The 11340-nt window shown below is 58.7% G+C and carries 9 protein-coding genes; 1 reads left to right on the forward strand and 8 read right to left on the reverse strand.

All coding sequences use genetic code 11. From position 1 onward, the window contains the following. Window positions 1-3: 3 nt before the first annotated feature. The 6 genes from ACK509_RS04400 to ACK509_RS04425 all read right to left on the reverse strand — a co-directional run bounded on the left by ACK509_RS04400 (window position 4) and on the right by ACK509_RS04425 (window position 6962). A complete protein-coding gene (locus ACK509_RS04400; protein ID WP_410765276.1) occupies window positions 4-747 on the reverse strand; it encodes an ABC transporter ATP-binding protein in 744 nt (247 codons plus the stop codon). After that, on the reverse strand, window positions 744-1502 hold the full coding sequence (locus ACK509_RS04405; RefSeq protein WP_410765277.1) for an ABC transporter ATP-binding protein: 759 nt from the start codon (window positions 1500-1502) through the stop codon (window positions 744-746). Before ACK509_RS04405 ends, ACK509_RS04400 begins: the two co-directional genes overlap by 4 nt. Then, window positions 1502-2647: a branched-chain amino acid ABC transporter permease gene (locus tag ACK509_RS04410; protein WP_410765278.1), complete on the reverse strand. Its 1146-nt coding sequence runs from the start codon at window positions 2645-2647 to the stop codon at window positions 1502-1504. Before ACK509_RS04410 ends, ACK509_RS04405 begins: the two co-directional genes overlap by 1 nt. Further along, on the reverse strand, window positions 2644-3612 hold the full coding sequence (locus ACK509_RS04415) for a branched-chain amino acid ABC transporter permease (protein ID WP_410765279.1): 969 nt from the start codon (window positions 3610-3612) through the stop codon (window positions 2644-2646). Before ACK509_RS04415 ends, ACK509_RS04410 begins: the two co-directional genes overlap by 4 nt. A 117-nt stretch (window positions 3613-3729) precedes the next feature. Beyond that, on the reverse strand, window positions 3730-5118 hold the full coding sequence (locus ACK509_RS04420; RefSeq protein ID WP_410765280.1) for a substrate-binding protein: 1389 nt from the start codon (window positions 5116-5118) through the stop codon (window positions 3730-3732). A 233-nt stretch (window positions 5119-5351) separates the two neighbouring features. Next, window positions 5352-6962 (reverse strand): long-chain-fatty-acid--CoA ligase, encoded by a 1611-nt coding sequence (locus tag ACK509_RS04425; protein WP_410765281.1) that lies wholly within the window; start codon window positions 6960-6962, stop codon window positions 5352-5354. A 177-nt stretch (window positions 6963-7139) separates the two neighbouring features. Between ACK509_RS04425 and ACK509_RS04430 the strand changes: the two genes are divergently transcribed. After that, window positions 7140-7394 (forward strand): hypothetical protein, encoded by a 255-nt coding sequence (locus ACK509_RS04430; protein WP_410765282.1) that lies wholly within the window; start codon window positions 7140-7142, stop codon window positions 7392-7394. 15 nt (window positions 7395-7409) lie between these two features. Here the strand turns inward: ACK509_RS04430 and acs are convergent, their stop codons facing one another. Together acs and ACK509_RS04440 are read right to left on the reverse strand one after the other, a co-directional pair. After that, entirely contained in the window at window positions 7410-9398 is a 1989-nt protein-coding gene (gene acs / locus ACK509_RS04435) for an acetate--CoA ligase (RefSeq protein WP_410765283.1), read from the reverse strand. Window positions 9399-9539: 141 nt separating this feature from the next. Further along, complete coding sequence (locus ACK509_RS04440; RefSeq protein WP_410765284.1) at window positions 9540-11240, reverse strand: methylmalonyl-CoA mutase family protein; 1701 nt, start codon at window positions 11238-11240, stop codon at window positions 9540-9542. Window positions 11241-11340 lie beyond the last annotated feature (100 nt).

Genomic DNA, 11340 nt, shown 5'->3' on the forward strand with positions numbered 1-11340 from the left:
GAGTTATACACCGAGGTAACGTTGCCGAGTCTCTTCATCGTCTCGCAATTCGTCAGCGGTCCCATTGAATACGATCTGGCCTTGGTCGATAACGTACGCTCTGTCGGCGAGTTTGATAGCCGCCGCCGCGTTCTGCTCGACCAAGAGGATGGTCGTGCCGTTGTCGCTGATGCGTTTGACGGCGTTTTCGACGTCCTCGATAATCTTCGGTGCGAGCCCTTCGTACGGTTCATCGAGCAAGAGCAAGTCGGTGTTCTGCTTGAGGGCGCGTGCGATAGCGAGCATCTGTTGTTCCCCACCGGAGAGCGTCCCTGCACGCTGGTCTTGCCGTTCGTCCAGACGAGGGAACTGTGCGTACACCTCTTCGGTGGACATCCCCTTGTGGCCGAACGAGAGCGACCGGCCCCACGTGTTGGATTTGTTGTTCACGACCTCCGCGAGATGAAGGTTCTCTGCGACCGTGAGGTTGGGGAAGATTCGGCGCTCTTCGGGAACGAGCGAGATTCCCTTGACAGAGACGTCCTCTGCGGGAACGCTCGTGACGTTCTCTCCTTTGAAGGTGATACTCCCTTTTCGGATGTCTGGCGGCGTCGCCCCCGAGATGCATCGAAGGGTGGTCGTCTTCCCGGCACCGTTGCGGCCGAGAAGCGCACAGATTTCTCCCTCTTCGACGCTCATCGAGAGGTCGCGGATGATGTGACTCTCGCCGTAGTAGGCGTCGATGCCGTCGATATCGAGGATACTCATAGTTCGACACCTCCGAGGTAGGCCTCTTGAACGGCCTCGTTGCCTCGAATCTCGTCTGGTGTTCCCTCCGCGATGATGCCACCGCGACTGAGAACGACGATGCGGTCGGAGATACTGAAGACGATTTCCATGTCGTGTTCGACGAGGACGAACGTCAGGCCGTGTTCTTCTTTGACTCGCTCGATGAGTTCGACCGTCGATTTCGTCTCCTCGGGAGACATCCCGGCGGTTGGCTCGTCCATCAAGAGCAAATCCGGTTCACTGGCGAGTGCGATGCCGATTTCGAGACGCCGCTTGTCACCGTACGGCAGGTCTTCTGCGACCGTATTCGCTTGGCCGAGCAACCCGACCGAATCGAGCGTGTTGCGGGCGACTTCGTGAACGTCGGTGAGGCTGTCGCGGTGTTTCAAGAACTCGAACCCAAATGCACCGCGTTCTGCCGCAAGCGACGCGATTTCTGCGTTCTCACGGACAGTGAGTCCGGGAAAGATAGAGGCAGTCTGGAACGATTTCGAGACGCCTCGTTGGACCACTTCGTGTGGGTCGAGGCCGACGATAGACTCACCTTTGAACTTGATATCGCCGCTCGTCGGGTCGAGACGGCGGGTGATGAGGTTGATGAGCGTCGATTTCCCGGCCCCGTTCGGGCCGATAATCGAGACGCGTTCGTCCTGTTCGACAGTGAGATTCACGTCGTCAGTTGCGACGAGACCACCGAATTCCTTGACGAGATTGTTAGTTTCGAGAAGTGCCATTAGCGCATACCTCCGATAAATTCGACGACGATATCACGGACTTTTCGCAACATACCCCATAGGCCGTCGGGGACGATCCACACGACTGCGACGAACACGATGCCGAGGAGCAAGTGCCAGTAGTAGCCGAAGTCGTTGACGAGTACGATGCCCGTAAACGGAATCGTGAGTGCCTGGATGGTGCTGACGATGTTCTCGATGTAGAGGTACAACGCGGCACCGAGCACTGGGCCGAACATCGACCCTGCACCACCGAGGACCGTCATCACGACGATGTCACCGGACTCCGTCCAGAAGAGCGACTGGAGCGGCACGTACGACCCGTGAATGGTGAACAGACTCCCTGCGACGCCTGCGAACGCACCCGAGATGATGAACGCCATCAGCTTGTAGCGCCAGACGTTGAGTCCGACGAACTCCGCCCGTTGTTCGTTCTCGCGGATTGCACGAAAGACCATCCCGTACGGCGAGTTGAGAATGCGGTAGGCGAGTGCGACGGCACCGACGAAGAAGACACCGACGAAGGCGTACAGTCCCGTGCCAAGGAGCGTCCCGAGAACGGATGGCAAGTCGGCTTCGAGATGAATCATCCCGAAGAGCGAGCCCACATCGACTCCCGTCAGACCGTTTTCGCCGCCGGTCAGGAACGCGAGTGGTGATGCGGCCATGAAGTAGAACATCTGTGCGAACGCCAGCGTCAGGATGGAGAAGTAAATCCCACCGCGACGCAGCGAGAGGAATCCGAGTACCCACGCGAGGAGAATCGCAAAGACAGTCCCCGAGAGGACCATCACGATTGGGTCGCCAGAGACGTTCTTTGCGATGACACCTGCGGCGTAGGCCGCACCGCCCCAGAAGGCGGCGTGACCGAACGACAGCAGGCCGGTGTACCCGAGCAACAGGTCGAAACCGATGGCGAAGATTCCCCAGATGAGGATGAGCGTTGCGAGGCTCTGGTAACCCTGCAAGAAGTCGGAGATGAACGGAGCGCGGGCGAAAATCCACGGGAAGAGTGCGACGACAATCGCGGTCAACCCGACGACAGCGCCCTCTCGTTCTTGGAACTGTTGGACGCGTTCGAGGAGCGTCGAATCGACGACTGCCGACTGTTCTTTCGCCCCGGCCGTAGTCTCTTCCTCGCTCATGGTGCCACCTCTTCGTTACCGAGAAGACCTTGTGGTCGAAGCAGGAGGACGATTGCCGCGATAGCGTAGAGTCCTACCTGTGACCACGCGGGTGCGAGCGACACGAGTGCCGCCGTCGTGAGTCCGAAGACGATTCCGCCGAGGACTGCACCGGCGATACTACCCACACCGCCGATGACGACGGTGAGGAACGCTGGCACGAGGATGTTGGTCCCAATCGTCGGGTTGACGACGTTGAGGGGGCCGCCAACGACACCCGCAATACCGGCGAGTGCGGCACCGATGCCGAAGACGACGATGTAGGGACGCGTGATTTTGATACCGAGCAGGCGAACCATCTCCGCGTCGCGCGTGCCTGCGCGGACGACGAGTCCGAAGTCGGTGTACTCGACGAGGGCGTACACGAGCAAGACGAGGACGGCAGTGATGCCAATAACCCACAGTCGCCATTGTGGGAAGTTACCGACAACGGGGAGTGCAATCGGCCCGGAGACAGGGAGACCAGCGAACGAACCGAACGCGAGAATGCGGTCTGGTTGGTCGAACGGAAGACTGTTGCTCCCGAAGAGTACCCGGAATAGTTCTTGGACGACGATTGCGAGCCCGAAGGTGACGAGAATCTGGTCCGTATCCGGGCGGTCGTAGAACGGTCGTGCGACGAACCGCTCCATCAAGAGACCGACGATAAAGACGACAATCGGGACCAACAGCAGCGCGGCGAAAAAGCCCCAATCGAGCCCGAACGTCGAGAAGCCCCACTCTTGGAGTTTCCCGTTTGAAAGCGGGACGTTCAACGCGATGAGCAGGCCTGCGTACGTCCCGACGAGGTAGAGCGCGCCGTGGGCGAAGTTGACGAACTTGAGCGTCCCCAAGATAATCGACAGCCCCACTGCGAGCAAGACGTAGATGGCGCCCTGCTGAAGCCCGTTGAGTAGTACTGTGAGAATGTCTGCGAGAATGCTCATGTTCGAGATCTCCTAGTTTTGATACCGTTTGGCATGGGTGTGTTAAACTGACTCATTTACACGCAAGTAGTTTGTTCATGATAAATATCCATCGTAATGTCGTGAGACGAGAGTGAGTTACTCGTACGGACCGAGTTCACACTCTGCTGCAGGACCAGCGTCGCACGCGTATCCGAGGTCGTCTCGACTCGTGATGTTGACAATCTCGAAGTAGGTCCCCGAGGACTGTTCAGAGCCCGGCAGTCCTTGCACGACGGGGACATCCCGCTGTGCTTGGTGGTCGCAGCCGCGCATCGTCTCTGCGCCCATGCCGATGTTGTCGTATTCGAAGTCTTCGAGTTGCTTGATGACTTCCGGCGGGTAGAACGTCCCTGCACGCTCGACTGCCGCGGCGTACTGGAGCGTCTGCGCGTACGCCAGTTGTGCGGGTCCGGATGGCGAGCGGTCGTACTCGTCCATGAACGCCTGGGTGAACTCTTCGGACGGCGTGTTGTCGATTTGGGAGTCCCACGCGACCGTTCCGTAGATACCCTCGATAGCGCCGCCTGCTGCTTCCGCCATCGGACGGTTGTACAGCGGAACGATAATCTCCATGTCCTCGTTGATGCCAGCGTCGACGGCCTGCTGGACGGAGTTTGCACCGTCGAGGCCGTAGTGGTTGAGAATGAGTACGTCCGCACCGGAGTTTTGGGCTTCGGAGAGGTACGTGGAGTAGTCGGTCGTCCCGAGCGGCGTTGCGACAGACTCGACTTCTTCCCAGCCCGCGACGTCGGTCATGAATTGGTTCATCGACGCTTGCTGGGTCTGTCCCCAACTGTAGTCCGCGTAGAGTTGGTAGAAGGACAGTCCTTCACCGTAGGCGTCGCGCACAACAGGCGCGAGCGCCTGTCCAGTCATGTACGCGTTGAACATCTCGCGGAAGGAGTAGCGAACGCAGTCCTTGCCGGTCGTGTCGTTCGAGTGCGTCAGACAGGCCATGAACATGACCTTCTCGTTCTGACACAGCCCTTGGACAGCGATTGCCGTTGCCGAGGACGACCCGCCAGAGATCATGATTACACCGTCACGCTGCACCATCCCGGAGGCAGACTGTCGTGCCTGGTCGGCGTCGGTCGCCGTGTCGCCGTCAACGTGGTCGATGGTGTAGTCGAGGACGCCGTCTCCAGAGAGGTCGTCGAACTGCGTGTCAACCCAGCCGCCACCTTCGTTGAGGTGCTTTACTGCGAGTTCGTACGCGCGAAGTTCGTCTTCACCCTCTGACGCATACGGACCAGACTGTGGAACGTTGAATCCGAAGGTTGCCGTGTCACCTTCGATTGGGAAGTTACCCAGTGCGGGGTAATCTTCACCATCTCCGCCTCCACCGCCGCCGCCGCCGCCGTTGCCGTCGCCATCTCCACCGCCACCGCCGGTACAGCCAGCCAGACCAGCCAGGCCCGCCGCACCCACAGCACCAGTCGCCTTCAGCACATCTCGTCGCTTGAGTGGCTTGTTATCCCGTGCCATAGGATAGTCGGCGGATACATTATTAATAATAGTTATGTATATACTTCCTAATATAGTATTCATATTTTGCGAGATGTGCATAACAATACTTCGAGACCCAATTGTTGGGTAAATGCAGTTTATAAGCCATCTATCCACTGATTGGCTCGTTTTGAGCCAGCTTCAGAGACGTTCACGACGCCGAGAGTAAACGCGTTCGACAGTGACAGAAGAAACCGTTAGACAGGAGACGATTATCCTTGGCCGACCATTCGATCTTCGCCTTCCCACTCTTGTTCTCGAAGCTCGTACTTCTGAATTTTTCCGGTCGCAGTTTTAGGAAGTTCTGTAACGAACTCGATTTCTTTCGGAACCTTATATGTCGCAATTCGCTCTCGGCAGAAGTCGATGAGTTCCTCGACAGTCGTCCCCGGACTGTCTGGGTCGCCGCTCGTCGGGACGATGAACGCTTTGGGTGATTCACCCCACTCGTCAGAGGGGACCGGAATGACGGCCACGTCAGCCACCTTCTCGTGGTCGAACAGCGTGTCTTCGAGTTCGATACTGGAGATGTTCTCGCCGCCGGAGATGATGATGTCCTTCTTCCGGTCTTGAATGCTGATAAAGCCGTTCTCGTCCATGGTAGCGAGGTCACCCATGTGGTAGTAGCCTTCCAAGCGCGCGTTGAACGCCTCGTCGGTGTCTTCGGGCTTGTTCCAGTAACGGTCCATCACCTGGTTACCGGAAACGACTATTTCGCCGATGCTGGTCCCATCGCGTGGCACGTCGTTGCCGTCGTCGTCGACGACCCGGACGTCGGTTCCGAGATAGCCGATTCCCTGCTTTTTCATCACCCCGAAGCGGCCGTCACCGTCGTCCAAGAAGCGTGCCGCATCGGATGTCGTGATGAGTGGCCCGGTCTCAGTCGCACCGTAGACGTGCATGAGGTGCCATCCGAACGTGTCTTCGACCGTTCGAATCGTCGCTTCCGGCGGTGCGGCACCCGCAGTCGCTGCACGGACCGGGTTCGCGCCGGTCATTTCGAGGCCGCCCTTCTCGCGATACAGCTTCTGGAGCATGTTCAGCACCGTCGGGGCGGCACAGAGGTACGACACATCTTCGGTCTGAATCGCATCGACGACTGCCTGTGCATCGACACCGCGGGTGCAGATGTGCTTCGCACCGTGGCCAGTGATTGCATAGATGTGGCCCCAGCCATTGACGTGGAACATCGGCAGCGTCCACAGATACACGTCGTCGTCGGTGATGTGCTGGTGCATCGAGATGAGATACGCGTGAATCGTCTCGGCGCGGTGGGTTCGGCAGACGCCCTTCGGGTCGCCGGTCGTCCCTGAGGTGTAGTTGATGGTGATGAGTTCGTCTTCGCTCATCTCCGGTCGGTCGTAGTCAGTGGAATCGGCGATGAACTCGTCGAAGTCGAGCCAATCGCCATCGACTTTTTCGGGGTCGTTGGTGACGAAAATCTCCGTCGGGATGTCGTCTCGCACCGCTTCAATTTTGTCGGCGAAGGCGTAGTCGGCGTAAATCGCGTTCACCTCCGCATCGTTCAGCATGTACTCAAAATCAGCAGGGACGAGGCGGTAGTTTAGCGGCATGTGGATGGCACCGATTTGCATCGACCCATAAGCCGCTTCGAGGTGGAAGTGTGTATTCGGGTCCAACACGGCCACCCGGTCTCCTTTCTCGACACCGTGGGCTTGTAAGGCAGCAGAGAACCCGTCTGCTCTGTCACCCAGTTCACCGTACGTATATCGTTCACCCGTCGTTGCAACGACCGCTTCTTTGTCGGCGTAATACCGACGCGCTCGGTCGAGGAATTCCGTCACGAGGAGTGGCTTCTCCATACGTCAGGTTGTTCACAAACATTATGGATAAATGTGTAGGGTGGTGCCATATCACGCAGCCATGTGAACTGTTGTCAATGAAAGAATCAATACGGTTGTGAACGGCGTGTATCAGACTATATTACTACCTGCCCTATACACGAAAATAACATAATGGTGGGTGTTGTGGGTACTCGCATGTCCTTTTCGGACTACGTCGGTCAGTCACTCGGTGGGAACGGCGAAACGATCGTCCGGGTCGCCCCACATCGACTGTGGCGACCGGAAGGAGAGCGTGTCGAACCGTGTACGTACAGTGGCGAAGAACTCGTCCTGTCGGAGAAACACCTCCTCGTCGTCCTCGAAAAAGACGGCATCCGCTCGCGGTTGTACTTCCGCGACAGAGAGTCACTCAACGCGTGGCTCGAAGAACACAGCGAAGCGCACCAATAAAAAGCGACCGGAGAGTTACTCGTTGGTGACTTTCTGCTGAATCTCTTCGACGATTTCGGGGTTCCGAAGCGTCGTCGTGTCGCCGAGTTCCTCGCCGTTTGCGATTTCTTCGAGGAGGCGGCGCATAATCTTTCCAGACCGGGTCTTCGGCAGTTCAGGAGTGAAAATGACCTGTTCTGGACGGGCAATCGGGCCGATTGCGTCCTCGACACCCTTGACGATGCGGTCGCGCATCTCGTCGTCTTCGGTCTGCCCTTCTTCGGTGATGACGTAGGCGTAGACTGCTTCACCTTTCACCTCGTGGTCGCCACCGACGACGGCGGCCTCGGCGACGCCTTCGACGCCGACGATGGCCGATTCGATTTCCATCGTCCCGAGGCGGTGGCCGGAGACGTTGAGAACGTCGTCCACGCGCCCGAGGATGGTGATGTAGTCGTCGTCGTCGATTTTCGCGCCGTCTTCGGGGAAGTACACCCAATCTTCGGGGTCGTCGCTGTCCGTATCAGAGTATTCACGCCAGTACTCGTCGATGAAGCGCTCGTCGTTGTTGTAGAGCGTCCGGAGCATCCCCGGCCACGGTTTCTGGACCGTCAGATACCCAGCACGTCCGGCATCGACTTGCTCGCCCTTCGTATCGACGATTTGGGCGTCGATTCCGGGGAGCGGCGGCCCGGCAGAACCGGGTTTCATCTTCTTCACTCCGGGGAGTGTCGAAATCATCATCCCACCGGTTTCGGTCTGCCACCACGTGTCTACGACCGGACACTTCTCGCCGCCGATGTGCTTGTAGTACCACTTCCACGCGCGTGGGTTGATTGGTTCGCCGACCGTCCCCATGAGGCGGAGACTCGACAGGTCGTGCTTTTCGGGGTGCTGCGAACCCCACTTCATGAACGCACGAATCGCCGTCGGGGCGGTGTAGAAGATGTCTACGGAGTATTTCTCGATGAGTTCCCAGAGCCGAGCGCGGTGTGGGAAGTCCGGCGTTCCCTCGTACATCACCGTCGTCGTTCCGAGCGAGAGCGGCCCATAGACGATATAGGAGTGACCCGTAATCCAGCCGATGTCGGCCGAACACCAGTAGGTGTCTTCCTTTTTGATGTCGAGGACGGAGTGGGAAGTCCACGTCGCGTACGCGAGATAGCCTCCAGTGGTGTGTTTGACACCCTTCGGTTGACCGGTCGTGCCGGACGTATACATCAAGAAGAGCATGTCTTCGGCGTCGCGCTCGACGGGGTCGATGCGCTCGCCTGTGTGTTCGTCCATCAGGTCGCCCCAGTCGTGCTGGTTGCCGCGGAGGTCGTGGCCGAAGCCGTCGTCTCCCAATCGGTCCACGACGACAGTCGCTTCGACGCCGTGGTCCACGCCGTCGAGACCTTCGTTCGCTTTCTTCAGGTGGTCGAGGGGGTCACCGCGGCGGTAGTAGCCGTCACAGGTGACGAGGAATTTCGAGTCGGCCGCATTCATGCGGGTCGCCAGCGCGTCGGCGGAGAAACCACCGAAGACGACCGAGTGCGGCGCGCCGATGCGCGCACACGCCAGCATCGCAATCGGCAACTCCGGAATCATCGGCATATAGAGCGTCACGATGTCGTCTTCGCCGACGCCGAGGTCCAAAAGCGCAGATGCAAACTCGTTGACCTCGCGGTAGAGGTCTTGATACGTGTAGGTTCGCGTCTCGCCGTGTTCGCCTTCCCACTTGATTGCGACGCGGTTCTTGTCGCCGTTTTCGACGTGGCGGTCAACGCAGTTGTACGATGCGTTGAGTTTGCCCTCGGTGAACCACTTGTAGAACGGCGGGTTCGAATCGTCGAGAACCTCGTCATACCCACTATACCAGTCCAACATGTCGGCCGACTGTTCCCAACAGCCGGGCCAGTTTTCTTCGAACTCGTCGTAGATGGCCGGGTCGGAGACGTTCGCTTGCGCGACGAACTCCTCCGAGGGTTCAAACTCCTCTTGCTCTACCAGCCGTGCTTCGAGTTCTCCGTCACCGTCTGCCATAGTACGTGTTAACTTGTATAATCATGCATGATAAATGTATGTAGTATCGCAGTACGGACGGGCGATTTTGGCCTGAAACAACATCTCGAAAAAGCAGACGAACCGGTGTTTCTGCTCGCGGTCTGACGGTGCCGTTCGCCGTTACATCACGCCAATCGTCTCGCGGTACGTGCCGTACTCTTGGGCGAACACGTCCATGATTTCGCCCATCGTCACGTACTGCTTGACCGCATCGACGAGGACGGGCATGACGTTCTCGCCGTTCTTCGTCGCTTCTCTGAGTTCGTCGAGGGCGGCCTCGACGGCCTCGTCGTCGCGCTCGGCTTTGACTTCCTCCAAGCGAGCGAGTTGTCGCGTCTGCACTTCGTCCGCGACGTGGAGGAGGTCGGGTCGCGTGTCCTCGTCGGTCGCGTACTTGTTCACACCGACGACAGTCTCTTCGCCGGTTTCGACGCGCGATTGGTACTCGTAGGAGGCGTCGCTGATTTCGCGGTGGAAGTACCCTTCGTCGATGCCCTCGAGGATACCGTCGCGGACCGACCCATCGCCCAGTTCTTTGAGTTCCTCGATGTACGCCATCGCTTCGGCCTCGACTTCGCTGGTCAGTTTCTCGATGAAGTAACTGCCACCGAGCGGGTCCATCACGTCCGCGGCACCAGATTCCTCGGCGATAATCTGCTGCGTGCGGAGTGCGACCGTGACTGCCTCTTCGGAGGGCAGCGCGAGCGCCTCGTCGAAACTGTTGGTGTGGAGCGACTGGGTGCCGCCGAGGACGCCAGCGAGCGCCTGAATCGTCACGCGAACGATGTTGATGAGTGGCTGTTGAGCAGTCAAAGACTGGCCCGCAGTCTGCGTGTGGAACTTGAGTTGCTTCGAGCCCTCCTTCTCTGCGCCGTACCACTCGGACATGACGTTGTAGTAGATGCGGCGGGCGGCGCGGAACTTGGCGACTTCCTCGAAGATGGAGTTGTGCGAGTTGAAGAAGAACGAGAGTTGCGGCGCGAAGTCGTCCACGTCGAGGCCGCGGTCGATGGCGTCTTCGACGTATGCAAAGCCGTCTGCGAGCGTGAACGCGAGTTCCTGCACGGCGGTCGAACCGGCCTCGCGGATGTGGTATCCCGAGATGGAGATGGGCCGAATGCGCGGCGTCTCTTGGGCCGCGAACTCGACCGTGTCGGTGACGAGTTTCAGCGAGGGTTCCGGCGGGATGACCCACTCTTTCTGCGCGATGAACTCTTTGAGCATGTCGTTCTGGAACGTTCCACCGATTTGCTCGCGGGAGACGCCGCGTTCGTCGGCGAGTGCGACGTACATCGCGTAGATGACCGGCGCGCTCGGATTGATAGTAAAGGAGGTGGTGACTTCGCCGATGTCGATGCCCTCGAACAGAATCTCCATATCACGGAGCGTATCGACCGCGACGCCCTCTTTGCCGACTTCGCCATCGGAGAGCGGGTCGTCACTATCCTTTCCCATGAGCGACGGCATGTCGAAGGCCGTCGAGAGGCCCATCTGGCCGTTGTCGATGAGGTAGTGGAACCGTTCGTTCGTCTCTTCGGCGGTCCCGAAGCCTGCGAACTGCCGCATCGTCCACGTCCGGCCGCGATACATCGTCGGGTAGACGCCGCGGGTGTAGGGTGCCTCGCCGGGGAAACCGAGGTCTTCCTCGTAGTCGAGGTCCGCAACGTCGTCGGGGGTGTAGAGGTCGTCAACTTCGTGATTCGAGACGGTCGCAAAGCGCTCTTTGCGCTCACCGAATCGGTCGAGAAGTGGGTCGCGGGTTTCGTCTTCCCACTTCTCGCGCGCCTCACGAATCGATTCGAGGTCCTCCTCGTCGTACATAGTTCACAAGTCGGATGGACAATGATTAAGGATTCGGGTCTGTCTCGTTAATCGATTCATCGAATCGACACCAAGACCGGATTCGACACGAATACCATCG

Origin of the sequence: Haloferax sp. DFSO60 (assembly GCF_046557615.1) — an archaeon.
Taxonomy (GTDB): domain Archaea; phylum Halobacteriota; class Halobacteria; order Halobacteriales; family Haloferacaceae; genus Haloferax.

Bases quoted from the DNA above. Each gene is read 5' to 3' on its own strand.
- ACK509_RS04400 (WP_410765276.1), bottom strand. From the start codon at position 747: ATGAGTATCCTCGATATCGACGGCATCGACGCCTACTACGGCGAGAGT.
- ACK509_RS04405 (WP_410765277.1), bottom strand. From the start codon at position 1,502: ATGGCACTTCTCGAAACTAACAATCTCGTCAAGGAATTCGGTGGTCTC.
- ACK509_RS04410 (WP_410765278.1), bottom strand. From the start codon at position 2,647: ATGAGCGAGGAAGAGACTACGGCCGGGGCGAAAGAACAGTCGGCAGTC.
- ACK509_RS04415 (WP_410765279.1), bottom strand. From the start codon at position 3,612: ATGAGCATTCTCGCAGACATTCTCACAGTACTACTCAACGGGCTTCAG.
- ACK509_RS04420 (WP_410765280.1), bottom strand. From the start codon at position 5,118: ATGGCACGGGATAACAAGCCACTCAAGCGACGAGATGTGCTGAAGGCG.
- ACK509_RS04425 (WP_410765281.1), bottom strand. From the start codon at position 6,962: ATGGAGAAGCCACTCCTCGTGACGGAATTCCTCGACCGAGCGCGTCGG.
- ACK509_RS04430 (WP_410765282.1), top strand. From the start codon at position 7,140: ATGTCCTTTTCGGACTACGTCGGTCAGTCACTCGGTGGGAACGGCGAA.
- acs (WP_410765283.1), bottom strand. From the start codon at position 9,398: ATGGCAGACGGTGACGGAGAACTCGAAGCACGGCTGGTAGAGCAAGAG.
- ACK509_RS04440 (WP_410765284.1), bottom strand. From the start codon at position 11,240: ATGTACGACGAGGAGGACCTCGAATCGATTCGTGAGGCGCGCGAGAAG.